The following is a 16,738-nucleotide window of genomic DNA, read 5'->3' on the forward strand; positions in this document are numbered from 1 at the left end:
GGGAAAGCCCCCTTAATTTGTAGGAGCGGGTTTACCCGCGAATACGTCAGTGGCACCACCACCGCATTCGCGGGTGAACCCGCTCCTACAGGCTTCCTGCCAGCGTTACCTGGCGAGCTTTTCCAAGGCCTGGTTCAACGCCAGCACGTTGACCACCGGCGGGCCGATCAATGGGTGGAGGGTGGCCTGTTCCAGCAAGGCTTGCAAGCGCTCTACCGGCAGCTGCCGTGCCGCCGCCACCCGCGGGATCTGATAGGCCAAGGCCTCCGGTGGCAAGTGCGGGTCCAGGCCGCTGCCCGAGGTGGTCAGCAGCGCCTGCGGCACTGGCCCCTGCTGCGCCTGATACAACGTGGCCGCATCGCCCTTTACCCGCTCAGCCAGCGCCGGGTTGCTCGGCGACAGGTTGCTGGCGCCGCTGGCCACGGTCGCGTAGGCACCTGCCGAGGGCCGCGAGTGGAACCAGCCATCGCCCTGGAAGTCCTGGGCGATCAGTGCCGAACCCCGCACCTGGCCTTGCGCATCGCGTACCAGGCTACCGTTGGCCTGGTTCGGAAAAGCGACTTGGGCAATACCGGTCACCGCCAGCGGATACAGAGCGCCCGTCACCAGGGTCATCAACAAAGCCAGGCTCAATGCCGGGCGTAGATAAGCAGTCATGGCGGCCTCCTCAGACCAGGTTCAGGGCGTTGAGCAGCAGGTCGATCAGCTTGATCCCGGCAAACGGCACCACAATGCCACCCAGCCCGTAGATCAGCAGGTTGCGCCGCAACAGGTGCGCCGCACTGGCCGCCTGCACGCGCACCCCACGCAGCGCCAGCGGGATCAGCACGATGATGATCAGCGCGTTGAACACGATCGCCGACAGGATGGCGCTCTGCGGGCTGGCCAGTTGCATCAGGTTGAGCACACCCAGTTGCGGGTAGATGGCAGCGAACAGCGCCGGCAGGATGGCGAAGTATTTGGCCACGTCGTTGGCAATGGAGAACGTTGTCAACGCACCGCGGGTGACCAGCAGCTCCTTGCCGACCTGGACTACGTCCAGCAGCTTGGTCGGGTCGCTGTCCAGGTCGACCATGTTGGCGGCCTCCCGCGCAGCCTGAGTGCCGTCGTTCATGGCCATGCCTACGTCAGCCTGGGCCAGTGCCGGGGCGTCGTTGGCACCGTCGCCACACATGGCAACCAGGCGGCCTTCATTCTGCTCCTGGCGAATGCGCGCCAGCTTCTTCTCGGGCGTGGCCTCGGCCAGCACGTCATCGACCCCCGCTTCGGCGGCGATGGCGGCCGCAGTCAACGGGTTGTCGCCGGTCACCATGACCGTGCGGATGCCCAGCTTGCGCAGCTCGGCGAAGCGCTCGCGGATACCAGGTTTGACCACGTCCTTGAGGTGGATCACACCCAGCAAGCGCTTGTCGACGCACACCAGTAACGGGGTGCCGCCACTCTGCGCGATGCGTTCGACTTCACGGGCCAGCGCCGCCGGCATTTCCAGGCGTTGCATACCGACGAATGCCAGCACCGCATCGACGGCGCCCTTGCGGTAGCGGTGCTGTTCGAAGTCGATGCCCGACAGGCGTGTCTCGGCACTGAAAGCCACCGCTTCGAACTGCCCGGCAGGCGGGTCGACGAAGTCATGCAACTGGCGCAGGTATTCGACAATCGACTTGCCTTCGGCGGTGTCGTCGGCCAGCGAGGCCAGCAATGCGCCCTCCCCCAGTTCCTTGGCGGTAATGCCCGGTGCAGCATGCAGTGCGCTGCAGCGGCGGTTACCGAAGGTGATGGTGCCGGTCTTGTCGAGCATCAGCGTATGCACGTCCCCGGCCGCCTCGACGGCGCGGCCCGAGCGGGCAATGACATTCAGCCGTACCAGCCTGTCCATGCCGGCGATACCGATGGCCGACAGCAGGCCGCCGATGGTGGTCGGGATCAGCGTCACCAGCAGCGCGGCCAGGAAGATCAGCGGCAGGCTGCCACCCACGAAGTGGGCGAACGGCTGCAAGGTCACCACCACGATCAGGAAAATCAGGGTCAGGCCGATCAGCAGGATGTCGAGGGCGATTTCGTTCGGGGTCTTCTGCCGCTTGGCACCTTCGACCAGGGCGATCATCCGGTCCAGGGTCGACTCGCCGGGGTTGCTGGTGATGCGGATAAGCAGCCAGTCGGAGACCAGCCGCGTATTGCCGGTCACCGCCGAGCGGTCGCCACCTGATTCGCGTATTACCGGTGCGGATTCGCCGGTAATGGCGGCCTCGTTGACGGCCGCGATGCCTTCAATCACCTCACCGTCGCCGGGGATCACTTCGCCGGCGACCACGCGGACCACGTCGTCCTTGCGCAGCGCACTGGCAGCCACCGTCTCGTAGCTGCCATCACGCAGACGACGCTGGGCGGTCAGGCCCTGGCTGCCGGCCTTGAGGCTGTCGGCGCGGGCCTTGCCACGGCCTTCGGCCAACGCCTCGGCGAAGTTGGCGAACAACACGGTGAACCACAGCCACAGGGCAATCTGTACCGCAACGCCGGTGCTCACGCCGCCGCCGGGGGCAAAACACAGCACGGTGGTCAGCACCGCGGTCAGGGCCACCACCAGCATTACCGGGGAGCGCTTGAGCTGACGCGGGTCGAGCTTGACGAACGCCTGCACCAGCGCCGGGCGCCACAGCGCGGCGAAGCGGGTCTGGTCCTTGGCACTGTGCCGGCTATTCACTTCAGGAATGGGCATGTTCATGATCGGTCCTCAAAAACCCAGGCTAAGGTGTTCGGCGATTGGCCCAAGGGCCAGGGTCGGCAGGAAGGTCAGGCCACCGACCAGCAGGATGGTCACCAGCAGCAAGCCGGTGAACAGCGGGCCGTGGGTCGGGAAGCTGTTCTGCCCCAGCGTCGCGCTTTTTTTCGCCGCCAGGCTGCCGGCCAACGCCAGTATCGGCAGGATGTAGCCGAAGCGGCCGATGAGCATGGCCAGGCCGATCATCAGGTTGTGGTACACGGTGTTGGCGCCAAACCCGGCAAAGGCCGAGCCGTTGTTGGCCGAGCCCGAGGTATAGGCGTACAGCAACTGGCTGAAACCATGCGCCCCCGGGTTGGTGACCGCCCCGGCCGGGCCGGGCAGGCTGGCGGCGATGGCGCCAAGTACCAGCACGCCAACCGGCATCACCAGCAGGGTTGCCACCAGAAGCTGCACTTCACGGGCCTGCAGCTTCTTGCCCAGGTATTCCGGGGTACGGCCAATCATCAGCCCGGCCAGGAACACCGCGATAAGGACAAACAGCAGCATGCCGTAGAGGCCCGCGCCGACGCCGCCGAATATCACCTCGCCGACCATCATGTTGACCATCGCCACCATACCGGTCAGCGGGTTCAGGCTGTCGTGCATGGCATTGACCGAACCGTTGGAGGCGGCGGTGGTGGTGACCGCCCACAGCACCGAACCGGTGGTGCCGAAGCGGCTTTCCTTGCCCTCCAGGGGGGCGGTCTGTTGCACCTGCGTGCTTTCCAGGGCCGGGTTTGGCTGATGCTCGGACCACAGCGCCGTGCTGCCACCGATCAGGAACAGGGCAAGCATACAGGCGAGGATGGCGCGGCTCTGACGCAGGTCCTTCACGTAGTGACCGAAGGTGAACACCAACGCCACCGGAATGAGGATGATCGATGCCACCTCGAACAGGTTGCTCCAGGCCGTTGGGTTTTCGAACGGGTGCGCCGAGTTGACGCCGAAGAAGCCACCGCCATTGGTACCCAGCTGCTTGATGGCGATCTGGCTGGCGGCCGGCCCCAGCGGAATGGTCTGGTCGGCACCTTGCAAAGTCAGCGCGTGGGCGTAGTCGGCAAAGGTCTGTGGTACGCCCTGCCATACCAGCAGCAGCGCCAGCAGCAAGCACAGCGGCAGCAGGCCGTAGAGGGTGGCACGGGTCATGTCGACCCAGAAGTTGCCCAGCGTCGTCGCGCTGCGCCGGGCGATACCGCGGCACAGGACAACCAGCACGGCCAGGCCGGTGGCAGGGCTGACAAAGTTCTGCACGGTCAGACCAAGCATCTGGCTCAGGTAGCTGACCGACGCCTCACCGCTGTAGGCCTGCCAGTTGGTGTTGGTAACGAAACTGACGGCGGTGTTGAACGCCAGTGACCATTCCTGGCCAGGCAGGTGCTGAGGGTTGAGTGGCAGGTAGCCCTGCAACAGCAGCACGGCGAACAGCAGCAGGAAACCGACCAGGTTGAACGCCAACAGGGCCAGGGCGTATTGCCGCCAGTTCTGCTCCTGGCTGGCGTTCACACCCGCCAGCCGGTAACAGCCCTGCTCGACCGGCCCCAGCACAGGGGTCAGCCAGGTACGCTGGCCTTCCATGACCTTGTAGTAGAACCGCCCGAGCCAGGGTGCAGGTAGCAGCACGATGGCAAAGAATGCCAAGAGCAAGGCGAAATCGTAACTGTGCATGGCCGCTCCCTAGCTGCGATCGGCGCGCAGCAGCGCCACCAGCAGATAAAACGCCAATGCCACTGCCAGTAGCAGTGACAGCCCGTCGAGCATGTTCATGTGTGGATCTCCCCGTGTTACGGCTTGGGCCGCTTTGGGGAAATTGTCCGAGGGAGAGGCGTAAAGGGGCGAGATCGGGGGGTGGGGGTGGGTATAAAGAATGCGTAAAAATCAGCGTTCTTCGCGGGCACGCCCGCTCCCACAGGTACTGCACAGCCTTCAAGGCCTGTGTGGTACCTGTGGAAGCGGGCAAGCTCGCGAAAGGGCCGTTACAGGCTTATTGTTGTGGCGGCTGCTGCGCCGCGTTACGGCTCCAGTCCAGCAGCAGGCTGTAGCCTACCGCCAGCAAGGTCGGCCCGATGAACAGGCCAATGAAGCCAAAGGCAAGCAAGCCGCCGAACACGCCCAGCAGCACGATCACCAGCGGCAGGTTGCCGCCACGGCTGATCAGGTAAGGTTTGAGCACGTTGTCCACGCCGCTGATGACGAACGTGCCCCACACACCCAGGAACACCGCCATGCCGTATTCGCCCTTCCACACCAGCCAAGCGGTGGCCGGGATCCAGGCCAGTGGCGGCCCCATGGGGATCAGGCTGAGCATGAAGGTGACCAACCCCAGCACGATCGCCCCAGGCACCCCGGCGATCAGGAAGCCGATCAGTGCCAGCAGGGCCTGCGCGGCCGCCGTGCCGATCACCCCGTTGACCACCCGCTGCACGGTAGCGGCTACCAGGTCCAGGTAATACTCGGCGCGTTCGCCCACCAGCCGGTGCAGCAAGCGCAGCACGAATGCCGCCAAGCGTGGCCCGTCGCGGTAGAAGAAGAACACGAACACCAGGCTCAGGGTCAGTTCCAGCACGCCGCTGCCGATCTGCGCGCTGCGCGCCAGCAACCAGTTGCCCACCTGCCCAAAGTAAGGCTTGATCGAGGCAAGCAAGGCTGCGCCTTGCTGGTCCAGCGATTGCCAACCGTTGACCAGACGCTCGCCAACGAAAGGAATGCCACCCAGCCAGGCCGGTGCATCGGGCAGGCCGTCGACCTGCACGTCACGCACGAACGCCGTAGCGTCGCGAATGTGATCGGCCAGGTTGAACCCCAGCCACACCAGCGGCAGTGCCACGATCAGGATCCAGGCCATGGTCAGCAGGCCGGCGGCCAGCGTCTCGCGACCGCCCAGCAGGCGCGTAAGAAAGCGCATCAACGGCCAGCTGGCAAAGGCCAGGATGGCCCCCCACAGCAATGCCGATATGAAGGGTGCCATCACCCACAGGCCGGCCCCCAGCAATGCCACCAGCAGAATCTGGACCAGCAGGCGATCATTGTTAACCATGAGGGTGCTCGTTCAAGGGATCAGTTCAAGGTGCAGGCCGTCTGTAGGCGCACTGCCGACTTCAAGACGGCGATTGCGCACCCCGGCCTTGACCAGCGCCTCGCGCCAGGCCTCAGCCTGGGCGCCACTGAGGCTGACGCGCAAGGTGCTGTCAAGGTTCAGGCTGCGGGCCAGCAGGTTTACCCAGGCGTCTTGCGGTGCAGCAAGGTCAGGGTAGTCGAGCTTGCCGGTGTCACGCATTTCGCGCAGCACCGTAGCGGCGGTTGGCAGCAGCTCGCCCAGCGGGCTGCCTGAGATGAACTCTTCCACATGCAGATAGGCACGGCGGTTGCCACGGGTAACGCTGTACAGCGCGACCAGGGTGTCGGCCTCGTCTGCCGAGCGGCGCAGCAGGATGAACGCCTGCTGCTCGTCGCCTCCGTTAAGGCGGGCATTGGCGAACACATCATTGGCCCACAGGCTGGCCTCACCGCAATCACGCCCCTGACACCAGAACAACGGGTAGCCACCCTCGCGTACAAGTGCTTCGCGGGCACTGGTGAAGGCCTCGCGTGCAGTCCGCTCGACGGGCAATTCGTAGGTCACCGAGCTGACCTGACCGCGGCTCTCGACTTTGTCATCGACCCGCAGGCGGCCACTGATCTTGCGTAGCGGGCCCATCGGGTAGACCCGCTCCTGCTCCGTCGCCGGGCGTTGATCGACCACCTTGGCGTCCTGCGGGACCGGCAGGCTGCCGGCCCACGACACGGGGGTGGCGAGCACCAGGCAGGCAGCCAAGGCAGTGCGTATGGAAACGGGCACGCTCATTGGCGAACCAGGCGGCGCTCAGCGCCGAATTGAAGCTCCAGGATGTCTGGCAGTTGCATGGTTGTCTCCCTGTTCAACCCGCCAAGCCTCGACACTTGTCCGGTGCAAGTCAAGCAAAGCCAAAGAAGCGATTGATACAGTCTGCAACAAGGGCCGCGCCCTGCGCATCGTTCAGGTGCAGGTGATGGCCGCCGGGCAGCGTCACCTGTTCAAAGGGTAGCTGCTCCAGCAACTCTGTGTGGCGCGCCAGCATGCCGTCGGCGGCCACCACCAACAGCGCCGGGCAACTCACCCGCCGCACATAGGCCATGGCCTGGGCCTCGCTCAGGCGCACCGGCGAGGGCAGGGTCAGCCGGCTGTCGCTGCGCCAGCTGTAGCCACCGGGCACCGGCATCAGGCCACGCTGGGCCAGCAGCTCGGCCGCTTCACGGCTGACCGCGACCATGCCTTTCATCCGGGCTTGCACCCCTGCTTCCAATGTCGCATACACCGACTTGCGTTTGCCATCCAGCCGCAACTGGGCTTGCAGCGCCATCCCCAAACGCTCGCCTGCGTCCTGCTCGGCGCCGGTCGGCGGGATGACGCCGTCGATAAGCGCCAGGTGACTGACCCGATCGGGCAATGCACCGGCCAGTTGCACCGAAATGATCGCGCCCAGCGAATGCCCCAGCAGGGCAAAACGCGGCCAACCCAATTGCTCGGCCACGCGCAGCACGTCATGGGCATAGTCGGCCAGGGCATACCCGGCGCCGAGCGGGCGGTGCTCCGAATAACCATGGCCGGCCAGGTCCAGGGCGACGAGGCGTAGACCTTTCAGTTGCGGTGCCAGGCGGGCAAAGCTGTTGGCGTTGTCCAGCCAGCCATGCAGGGCAATCACCGGCAGCCCGTCTTCGGGGCCGAACAGGTGTGCAGCCAGCTCGATATGGCCCAGGCTCAGGCGAATTTCCTCTACGTGCGCGCTCATGCCTGGCTCCAGCGGTCGAACAGGCCCTTGATCAGGCTGGCAGTGTCGGCCGGGCGCTCCAGCGGGAACATGTGCCCACCCGGTACGCTGTGGTATTCACCTTTGGGCATGCCGCGCACAGCCAAGGTGTGGTGGCGACGAATGACGTTGCTGCGGTTGCCGCGCACCATGGCCAGCGGCACCTGCAACTGGTGCGCGGGGGCGGGGCTGGTGTGCGGGATGCTGCGGTAGATGCTGATTTCAGTAGCAGGGTCGAAGCGCAACTGCAGCCCTTGCCCCACCACCTGCAGACCATGTTCTACATATGCGTCGAGGCAATCGGGATCGAAATGGCGGAACAGTGATTTGCCAGCGAAATAGTCCCGGGCGCTGTCGCGGTCATTGAACGTTTCGCGACGCCCCAAGGTGCGCCCGGCCGGTGTGATGCGGTCGATGAAACCAAAGCGCTTGGCTGTGCGCAGCAGCCATTGATCAGCGCGGGTGAGCACCGGAGAGTCGAGCATCACCAGCCCCCGATAGTACTCGGGGCAGCGCAATGCCGCGTGCAGGTGCAACACGCCACCCAGCGAATGGCCGACGCCCCAGACCGGCTGGTCCTGCTGCGCCAGGTGATGCAACAATTCATCGACCAGGCTTTGCCAGTTTTCATCCACGGGAAAACGCGGGTCATGTGCATGCTGGGCAAGGTGCTGCACCTGATAGTCCGGCGCCAGCGCTGCAAACAGCTTGCCGTAGGTGGCCGATGGGAAACCGTTGGCATGGGCGAAGAAGATCTGCTGCGACATGGCGCCTGGTCCGGACCGGAATGATGGCCCATTGTCGGCATCGCGGGGCAGTTCGGCAATGTCCATAAAGGTCATCGGCGAGGGGGATCAGGTCATGCCGAGCGGTCGAAACTGCTCAGCGACCGACGCAGGCAGGCCTGCATGTAGGCCACTTGGCTCTCCAGCGCCTCGCGGGCCAGACGCTGGTCCTGGTAGTCCAGTTGCAGGCGGCGCAAGGCCAGACAACTGGTTTGCAGCAGGTGCGAGACCCGCAGGCAGGCATCCTGCAGCGTACGCAGGTCCTGCTCGCATTGTTGCCTCGCAGCAGGGTCCAGCCCAGGGTTGTCGTTCACCTTGCGCATCAGGTGGTAAAGCTTGGCATCGGCCGATTCACGCAGCCGGCTGTATTGGGCGAAATCCAGCGAAGTACCTTGGTCAACCTGTTCCAGGGTGGGTTGCAGGTCCAGGGAGCGCAACAGCTCCAGCATTTCACCCCTCATTCGCCGTTCCCTGATGTTTGCCATGTGGCAACGCTAGCAAGCGGTGGTGAAGCGCGACAACTGACAAAAATGCCAGTTGCCTTATCGATCTTTACCCATGCCAGCATGCAGACGCGAGCGAAACAGTGGCCTGCACAAGCCATGGGAAGTTCAAGCGGGTGAGTGGATGGCCTGCAGCGTCATCAACCCGGCCAGCGGCCACTCACCTTCCAGCTCCGCCAGGCTGGCAGTGCTCATGGCTGCCGGCTGTTGCCTGTGGCCGTGCTCCAGCGCACCGACCAAGGTACCTACCAGCGGCTGGTGGCTGACCAGCAGCACATGCTCAAGCCCCAGTCGCTCGATTTCGCCGATGACCTGCTGCACATCACCCTCGGGCGTCAGCCAGGGCACGGTGCGCACGGGTTCGGCGAAGCCCAAAGTGTCATGCACCAGCGCGGCGGTCTGCTGGGCGCGTACGTAAGGGCTGGCGACAATCGCCTGCAATGGCTGCCCGATCAGGTAAGCCGCACTGTGCAGCACCTGCTCGCGACCATGGGCAGTCAGCCGGCGCTCGGCATCCGTCTTGGCCCGCGGCTCAGCTTCACCGTGGCGCAGCACCCACAGCTTCACAGCTTGGGTTCCTCGTCACGCACCGGATGCGCGGCCGGTGCCACGGCGTGCGCTGCTTCACCTTCCGGCGCACGCGGGGCCGGCCAGTCTGCGAACGGCCATGGCTTCTGGTCGCTGTGAAAACTGCCGAAGCGGCCGATCTGTGCCAGGTACTGGCTCAGGCTGTCGCCGAAGTTCATCAGGCTGGCGCTGGGCGCGCCATACACCAGTCGGTAGATCAGCTGTACCAGCACCAGGCCACCCAGCAGCAACTCGGCCAGTTGCCAGACCACCAGGAACACCAGCATCCACAGCACCCGCAGGATGATCGACTCGCGCTGGGCGCGTTCGGGCGTATCGTTCATGTGTTGCTCCTTGCTCGTGTCAGAGCCGCCAAGGGCTCAGTTGAAACCGCTGATGGAAATGAAATCGACATCGGTCTTGGGCTCGGCGCGCATCAGGTGCTCGATCACCTGGTTCAGCGTGCGTCCTTCGAACAGGATGGCATGCAGACCAGCCACCAGCGGCATGTACACCTGCACTTGCTGGGCCTTGGTCTTGAGCACCTTGAGCGTGTTGACCCCCTCGGCCACTTCGCCCAGGCGGCTGACCGCCTCTTCCAGGCTTTGGCCCTGCCCCAGTGCGTAGCCAACCTGATAGTTGCGGCTCTTGGGCGAGGAGCAGGTGACGATCAGGTCACCGACACCGGCCAGGCCGAGGAACGTCATGGGGTTGGCGCCCTGGCTGACGGCGAAACGGGTCATCTCGGCCAAGGCCCGGGTAATCAGCATGCTCTTGGTGTTCTCGCCCATCCCCAAGGCAACAGCCATGCCGGCGATGATCGCGTAGACGTTTTTCAGTGCACCGCCCAGTTCGACACCAAAACGGTCGGCACTGGCGTAGACGCGGAAGGTGCGCCCGTGCAGCACGGCCTGTACCTGCTGGCACAGGTCTTCGTGCTCACTGGCCACCACTGTGGCAGTCAGCGCATGTTCGGCGATTTCGCGCGCCAGGTTGGGCCCCGACAAAACGCCGATGCGCGCCTCGGGGGCGATTTCTTCGAGGATCTGGCTCATCAACTTGAAGCTTTGCGCTTCGATGCCCTTGGTCAGGCTGACCAGGCCCTTGCCGCGCAGCAGCTCGGCATGCGGTGCCAGCACGCTGCGCAAGGCACTCGATGGCAGGGCAACGAAGATCAGCTCGCTGGCCTGCAGGGTGGCCAGCAAGTCGTTGACCGGATCAACCCCATCGTGCAGGCGGATACCCTTGAGGTAGCGCGGATTCTCGCGATTCACACGCATGGCCTCGGCCTGCGCCGGGTCGCGCATCCATTGGCGCACCGGCACACCGTTTTCCGCCAGCAGGTTCGCCACGGCGGTGCCGAAGCTGCCGCCGCCCAGAACCGCAACAGGTTGCTGTTCAGTCATATCCAATCCATTAAAGCCAAAAGTTAAGTGGCGACCCCGCCATTATACGGCTCGCCTGCTACAGAACCAGTGTCTGGGCGTTTGCGGTACTCGCCATGGCATTTCGGGGCCGTCGAGATCGAGCGCCGCCACGCAGCACATTTCAAGATGTACGCCCGACAACCACTGGCAAAACCCCCACGGTCAGTTACCATGCCTGTTTCAATCCTGAAACAAAGGCCGCTCCGTGTTCCCTGGCACGCCCCCGTACCCGCGCCTGCTGTTATTGACCGCCCTGCTCGGCGGTCAGGCCGTGGCCGACGACCTGTTCATCGACAACACCGACCTGCCACAGGTTCTGACCGCCACACGCCTGAAACAATCCCCCGCCGCTGTCCCGGGCAGCATGACCGTCCTCGACAGCGAACTGATTCGCGCCAGCGGTGCCCGTGACATCCCCGAACTGCTGCGCCTGGTACCGGGCATGATGATCGGCTACGGTGCCGGTAATCAACCCACGGTCAACTACCACGGCAGCAACGTCAACGACGCACGGCGCATGCAGGTATTGATCGATGGCCGCTCGGTATACCGCGCAGGCCTGGCCACGGTGGACTGGAGCGACATCCCCTTGGCCATGGAGGATATCGAGCGCATCGAGGTGTTCCGCGGCCCGAATACAGTCAGCTATGGCGCCAACGCGCTGATGGCGGTGGTCAACATCCTCACCCGCAAACCCGCCGACAGCCACGGTACGCGGCTGAAAGTGACACGCGGCCAGGACGGCATCAACGACTTCTATGCCAGCCACGGCTTGGGTTGGGACGGTGGCGACCTGCGCCTGTCGCTGTCGGGCCAACAGGACGACGGCTTCGATGAGAACCAGTTCGGCCAGGACTACCGCGACAGCCGCCGCCTGACTCGCTTCAACCTCAGCGCCAACCACAACCTGGCGGTCGACCAGACCCTGGAGTGGCAACTGGCGGCCAAGGAAGGCAGCAATCAGCGGCCCTACACCTACCAGCCGGTGTTCCAGCAGTACGAGTCCGGGAACAATGCCGACGTCAACGCCAAGGACTATGCGGGCTCGTTGCGCTGGACCAAAGACTTCAGCGCTGAACACAGCCTTTATATCCAGGGTTCCGCCCAGCATTTTGATCGCCAGCAAGTGTGGCGCGCCTGTGATGCCTTGCAGTCGTTCAGCCCCGAACTGACCCAGCTCTGGCAGATGAACCCCGACTTCGCCGAGAAAGTGGCGCGCGGCATTGCGACTGGCGCCCCCCTTTCCACTGACGACCCTGCCCTTGAAGGGCTTCTGCAGAAAGTGCAGCAGCAATGGGAGCAGGGAGGACGGGAGCAGGTCTGCGGCGATGTCGATCAGAGCACCCGTGAAACCCGCTATGACCTGGAAATCCAGGACACCCTGAGCCTGACCGACAGCCTGCGTCTGCTCAGTGGCATGAACTACCGCTATGATCGCGCCGACTCGCAGACCTACTTCAACGGCAGCATCGACGACCAGACCTGGCGCCTGTTCGGCCAGCTGGAATGGCGCGCCGACGAGCACTGGATACTGCAAGGTGGGGCCATGTTCGAAGACTCGCGCCTGTCTGGCAGTTCGCTGACCCCGCGCGTCGCGGTCAACTACCTGATCACCCCGCGCCACGGCCTGCGTGCGGTGTACTCCGAAGCGGTGCGCTCGCCCGACATGTTCGAGAACAACGTCAACTGGAGTTACACAGTCAAGAACCTCACCCCCAATTCATTCGGGCTGCAAAACGGTGAGTATTTCGTCAAGACCCGTGGCCCTGGCGACCTTGAACAGGAGCGCATGCGCTCGCGCGAGCTAGGCTACAACGGCTATTTCAGCGACCTCGACCTAAGCCTGGATGTGAAGCTGTTCTACGACGAGATCACCGGCATGATCAGCGAGCCTCTGAGGAACAACCAGTACATCGCCAGCAACGCCAACAAGGCCCGTTTCAGCGGCAGCGAGGCGCAAATGGACTGGCGCCCCACCCTGCGCGACCGCCTGCGCCTGACCTATGCCTACGTCGATGCGTGGGCCAGCAACCCCGACGACCGTCGCCTCAGCGCCCGTAACAGCGGCTCGGCCGGGTGGATGCGCGAATGGGGTTCCGGCTGGTCGAGCGCGCTGTTCTACTACGGCGACGATGCCCTCAACCAGTACCGCTACGAGCGTCTTGACCTGCGCCTGGCCAAGCGCTTTCGGGTGTATGGCAGCAACCTGGAGCTGGCGGCGCTGTGGCAGCAGCGCCTGGACGATGAACCGACCTCGGCCCTGCAGAACCGCTACGACAGCCGTCACCGCCTGAGCGTGAGCGCGGAGCTGGAGTTCTGATGGCCCTGCTGCTGCGCCTGTTGCTGCTCTGCCTGTGGCCTTTGGGGCCTTTGTCCGCCAGCGAAGTCCTGCTGGTGGGGGCTGAGGACCAGCCCGGTGTCCGCAGCTTCATCGCCGCACTGGAAAGCCGCCGGCCCCACGATCATGTGCAGTTTCAAACCACCGCCAACCTGCCACGCCCGGGCAAGCTCAAAGCCGACCAACGCCTGATCCTGCTCGACAACGCAGCACTTGAATGGCGCCTGGTGGAAACCGCCGGCCCGCCGGCACTGGTCATGCGGGTCAGCCGAGTACAGGCTGAACAGCGCCTGGGAAAGTCCCGCCCCGCGTTCCTCACACTGTTGTGGAGCGACGCACCGTTGGGACGGCAATTGCGCCTGGCACGCTACCTGTTGCCGCAGGCCAGGCGCGTTGGCGTGCTGTATGGCGAGCACAGCAGCTTTCTGCTGGACGAACTGCGCCATGCTGCACGGCCGCTAGGCCTGGAGATCGTTGCCCAGGACTGGTCCGACCCGCGTGACAACCGGCCGCTGCAGCACCTGCTGGGCAATAGCGATGTGCTACTGGGCCTGGACGACCCTGACTTGTACAACTCCAAGACTGCAAAGAACCTGCTGTTGAGCAGTTATGGCCGGCAGATGGCACTGATCGGCCCGAACGCCGGCTTCGTTCGCGCCGGCGCCCTGGCCAGTACCTACAGCGACCAGGACGACTGGCTGTGGGTGCTCGACCAGTTGCTCGACCAGCCGCCGACGCGCTGGCCGCGCAGCCTGTACCCGGTGCGTTACGGCGTCAGTGGCAACCAGCAGGTGGCCCGTGCCCTGGGTCTTGAACCAATCGATCAGAACGCCGCCGTCAAGGCCCTGGCCGAGGGAGAACCCACCCCATGAGCAAACGCTTGAGCTGGGACATTCATACCCGCACGCAGATCATCAGTCTCGGCCCCGCCCTGCTACTGACCTTGCTCTTGATCAGCTTCTTTACCTTCGTACGCATCCAGGACCTGCGCCAGGAACTCAACCACACCGGGCAACTGATCGCCAACCAGTTGGCACCGGCGTCGGAATATGGGGTGATTTCGGGCAACAACGAAGTGCTTGAAGGGCTGATGCGTGCAACCCTCAGCATCCCGCATGTGCGCTTTCTGGAAGTGCAGGACAGCCGCAACCACATCCTCGTGTACGTTGAGCAGTCCGATGAAAGTGCCAACCGCGCGCAACAGGTCGAGGTTTTCCAGGCGCCCATTCGCCTGCAGCAAATCCGCCTGGACAACGACTTCCTGCAGCAGGGCAAAGCCACCACCCCGGCCATCGGTGACGACTACCTGGGCCGCGTGATCGTCGGCATGTCCGATGACGCCTTCAGTCAGCGTCAGCAGGAAATCGTGATCAAGGCCGGGATCCTGGCGTTGTTCGCCCTGCTGTTCACCTTCTTGCTGGCACGCCGCCTGGCCATGAGCCTGGCCAAGCCGATCAGCGACATGGGCCATGCGGTCAAGGCTATTCAGCAAGGCGAGTACGACACCCCCTTGCCGGTCGTCGACGACAGCGAGCTGGGCCACTTGGCCCGCCACATCAATAACCTGGCCAGCGCCCTGGAACAGGCCAGCGATGAACAGAAGCAGGCCATCGCCGAACTGATCCAGGCCCGCGAGGAGGCCGAACAGGCCAACCGTGCCAAATCGGATTTCCTGGCGATGATGAGCCATGAGTTGCGCACCCCGATGAATGGCGTGCTAGGCATGCTGCAACTGCTGGAAACCACACCGCTGAGCAGTGAACAGGCCGATTACACGGCAGTGGCCAGCGAGTCCACCGGGCATTTGCTCAAGGTCATCAACGACATCCTCGATTTTTCGCGCATCGAACGCGCCGCGCTGCAACTGGAGCACATCGACTTCAACCTCGGCGAGCTGATCACCAACAGTGTGCAGTCGTTCCAGCACAGCGCCCAGCAACGCGGCCTGGGCCTGCACCTGCAACTGCCGGCCGGCATCGAGCAGCTGCAGGTGAACGGCGATCCCACGCGCATCCGCCAGATCCTGCTGAACCTGGTAGGCAACGCCCTGAAGTTCACCGAACGCGGCCAGGTGCAAGTCGACGCACGCTGGCAGGTGCTCGACCGGCAGTTGATCTGGTTGACCTGCAGCGTGCGCGACACCGGCATCGGCATCGACAGCGACCGCCTGGAAATGATGTTCGTCGCCTTCCAGCAGGCCGACAGCTCGATTTCCCGTCGTTATGGCGGCACCGGGCTGGGGCTGTCGATCGCTCGTACCCTGGCCGAGCGCATGGGCGGCAAGCTACGCGGTGAAAGCCGTGAGGGCCTGGGTTCGACCTTCACCCTGGAGATGCCGTTGGCCCTCGCCAACCCTGCCCCCGTCCCGTTGACGCCGCCAACGACTGCACGAACGACGGTGCCGGACAATGATCAGGTACTGCTGGTGGAGGACAATCCGGTCAACCGGAGTGTCGTAGAAGCCATGCTGCGCAGCCTGGGGCTGGCAGTATGCACGGCAGAAGATGGCCTTGAAGCCGTCGAACTGGTCGGCCGGCAGCGCTTTGCTGCCGTACTGATGGATTGCCGCCTGCCACACCTGGACGGCTATGAAGCCACCCGACGCATCCGCCAATTGCCCAACGGCGCTGGGCTACCGATCATCGCCCTGACCGCCAATGCCTTGCAGGGCGACCGTGAACGTTGCATGGCCGCCGGTATGGACGATTACCTGAGCAAACCCTTGCGCCGCACCGAATTGCAGCAGGTGCTGCAGCGCTGGTTACCCGGTCAGACAACCGCGACTGGCGATAAATGCTAAAGTGCGGCAGTCTTAAACACTGGACAGGACCTTCATCGGACCTGAAAATAGACGTTTCAGTGCACACCTGTACTTCTTTCACCAGGTGCGCTGTGACTTTCACCACAACGCAATAGTCTACCTGTAGGCTGCCGTCTCGAAGCGCTTGGTTTTCGGGCCGGCCGGGAAGATTCATCCCCTGCCGCAGGGGGTTATTGAGGAGCTCGCATGACCAAACAACACGCCTTTACTCGGGAAGACCTGCTGCGCTGCAGTCGCGGTGAGCTGTTCGGCCCAGGTAATGCGCAACTGCCCGCGCCGAACATGCTGATGGTCGATCGCATCACCCATATCAGCGAAGAAGGCGGCAAGTACGGCAAAGGTGAGTTGGTCGCCGAGCTGGATATCAACCCGGACCTGTGGTTCTTCGCCTGCCATTTCGAAGGCGATCCGGTAATGCCGGGCTGCCTGGGCCTCGACGCCATGTGGCAACTGGTTGGCTTCTTCCTCGGCTGGCAGGGCCTGCCGGGCCGTGGCCGCGCCCTGGGTTCGGGCGAGGTGAAATTCTTTGGCCAGGTACTGCCTGAAGCCAAGAAAGTCACGTACAACATTCACATCAAGCGCGTCCTGAAGGGCAAGCTGAACATGGCCATCGCCGATGGCTCGGTCAGCGTCGACGGCCGCGAGATCTACACTGCCGAAGGCCTGCGGGTCGGCGTGTTCACCTCCACTGACAATTTCTAAGGGTTATTCGC

Annotated in this window: 16 protein-coding genes; 4 read left to right on the forward strand and 12 right to left on the reverse strand. The window is 63.9% G+C overall.

The genetic code is table 11. The features are described from left to right. Window positions 1-105: 105 nt before the first annotated feature. From kdpC to FQ668_RS19795, 12 genes are all read right to left on the reverse strand, one after another. Window positions 106-657: a potassium-transporting ATPase subunit KdpC gene (gene kdpC / locus FQ668_RS19735; RefSeq protein WP_014590289.1), complete on the reverse strand. Its 552-nt coding sequence runs from the start codon at window positions 655-657 to the stop codon at window positions 106-108. Between the two features lie 10 nt (window positions 658-667). Continuing rightward, complete coding sequence (gene kdpB / locus FQ668_RS19740) at window positions 668-2,722, reverse strand: potassium-transporting ATPase subunit KdpB (protein ID WP_019437939.1); 2,055 nt, start codon at window positions 2,720-2,722, stop codon at window positions 668-670. 9 nt (window positions 2,723-2,731) lie between these two features. Then, a complete protein-coding gene (gene kdpA, locus FQ668_RS19745; protein ID WP_019437940.1) occupies window positions 2,732-4,426 on the reverse strand; it encodes a potassium-transporting ATPase subunit KdpA in 1,695 nt (564 codons plus the stop codon). A 9-nt stretch (window positions 4,427-4,435) separates the two neighbouring features. Next, the gene (gene kdpF / locus FQ668_RS19750) at window positions 4,436-4,525 is read right to left on the reverse strand and encodes a K(+)-transporting ATPase subunit F (RefSeq protein WP_003251485.1); all 90 of its coding nucleotides are present in this window, start codon (window positions 4,523-4,525) and stop codon (window positions 4,436-4,438) included. A 217-nt stretch (window positions 4,526-4,742) separates the two neighbouring features. Next, window positions 4,743-5,795, reverse strand: coding sequence for an AI-2E family transporter (locus FQ668_RS19760; protein ID WP_014590285.1), 1,053 nt, complete (start codon window positions 5,793-5,795; stop codon window positions 4,743-4,745). A gap of 12 nt (window positions 5,796-5,807) precedes the next feature. Continuing rightward, the gene (locus FQ668_RS19765) at window positions 5,808-6,602 is read right to left on the reverse strand and encodes a DUF4892 domain-containing protein (protein ID WP_010954931.1); all 795 of its coding nucleotides are present in this window, start codon (window positions 6,600-6,602) and stop codon (window positions 5,808-5,810) included. 109 nt (window positions 6,603-6,711) lie between these two features. Further along, window positions 6,712-7,566, reverse strand: a complete 855-nt coding sequence (locus FQ668_RS19770; RefSeq protein ID WP_019437941.1) for an alpha/beta hydrolase — start codon at window positions 7,564-7,566, stop codon at window positions 6,712-6,714. After that, window positions 7,563-8,351 carry an alpha/beta fold hydrolase gene (locus FQ668_RS19775; protein WP_026031896.1) on the reverse strand — a complete coding sequence of 263 codons (789 nt, stop codon included), beginning with the start codon at window positions 8,349-8,351 and terminating at the stop codon, window positions 7,563-7,565. The genes FQ668_RS19770 and FQ668_RS19775 overlap by 4 nt, the downstream gene beginning before the upstream one ends. 92 nt (window positions 8,352-8,443) lie before the next feature. Then, entirely contained in the window at window positions 8,444-8,818 is a 375-nt protein-coding gene (locus tag FQ668_RS19780) for a hypothetical protein (protein ID WP_019437942.1), read from the reverse strand. A gap of 162 nt (window positions 8,819-8,980) precedes the next feature. After that, a complete protein-coding gene (gene sixA, locus FQ668_RS19785) occupies window positions 8,981-9,439 on the reverse strand; it encodes a phosphohistidine phosphatase SixA (RefSeq protein ID WP_019437943.1) in 459 nt (152 codons plus the stop codon). Further along, on the reverse strand, window positions 9,436-9,783 hold the full coding sequence (locus tag FQ668_RS19790; RefSeq protein ID WP_003251499.1) for a DUF4389 domain-containing protein: 348 nt from the start codon (window positions 9,781-9,783) through the stop codon (window positions 9,436-9,438). The genes sixA and FQ668_RS19790 overlap by 4 nt, the downstream gene beginning before the upstream one ends. Window positions 9,784-9,819: 36 nt before the next feature. After that, complete coding sequence (locus FQ668_RS19795) at window positions 9,820-10,845, reverse strand: NAD(P)H-dependent glycerol-3-phosphate dehydrogenase (protein ID WP_014590280.1); 1,026 nt, start codon at window positions 10,843-10,845, stop codon at window positions 9,820-9,822. Between the two features lie 226 nt (window positions 10,846-11,071). On the opposite strand from FQ668_RS19795, the gene FQ668_RS19800 reads away from it, so the two are divergent. The 4 genes from FQ668_RS19800 (at window position 11,072) to fabA (ending at window position 16,727) form a co-directional block, all read left to right on the forward strand. After that, entirely contained in the window at window positions 11,072-13,186 is a 2,115-nt protein-coding gene (locus FQ668_RS19800; RefSeq protein ID WP_014590279.1) for a TonB-dependent siderophore receptor, read from the forward strand. Continuing rightward, complete coding sequence (locus FQ668_RS19805) at window positions 13,186-14,076, forward strand: ABC transporter substrate-binding protein (protein ID WP_019437944.1); 891 nt, start codon at window positions 13,186-13,188, stop codon at window positions 14,074-14,076. Before FQ668_RS19800 ends, FQ668_RS19805 begins: the two co-directional genes overlap by 1 nt. After that, on the forward strand, window positions 14,073-16,004 hold the full coding sequence (locus FQ668_RS19810; RefSeq protein WP_014590277.1) for an ATP-binding protein: 1,932 nt from the start codon (window positions 14,073-14,075) through the stop codon (window positions 16,002-16,004). The genes FQ668_RS19805 and FQ668_RS19810 overlap by 4 nt, the downstream gene beginning before the upstream one ends. 207 nt (window positions 16,005-16,211) lie before the next feature. Next, window positions 16,212-16,727, forward strand: a complete 516-nt coding sequence (gene fabA, locus FQ668_RS19815; RefSeq protein ID WP_003251509.1) for a 3-hydroxyacyl-[acyl-carrier-protein] dehydratase FabA — start codon at window positions 16,212-16,214, stop codon at window positions 16,725-16,727. Window positions 16,728-16,738 lie beyond the last annotated feature (11 nt).

It is taken from the genome of Pseudomonas sp. Kh14 (assembly GCF_900291005.1).
In the GTDB taxonomy this organism is placed as follows: domain Bacteria; phylum Pseudomonadota; class Gammaproteobacteria; order Pseudomonadales; family Pseudomonadaceae; genus Aquipseudomonas; species Aquipseudomonas alloputida.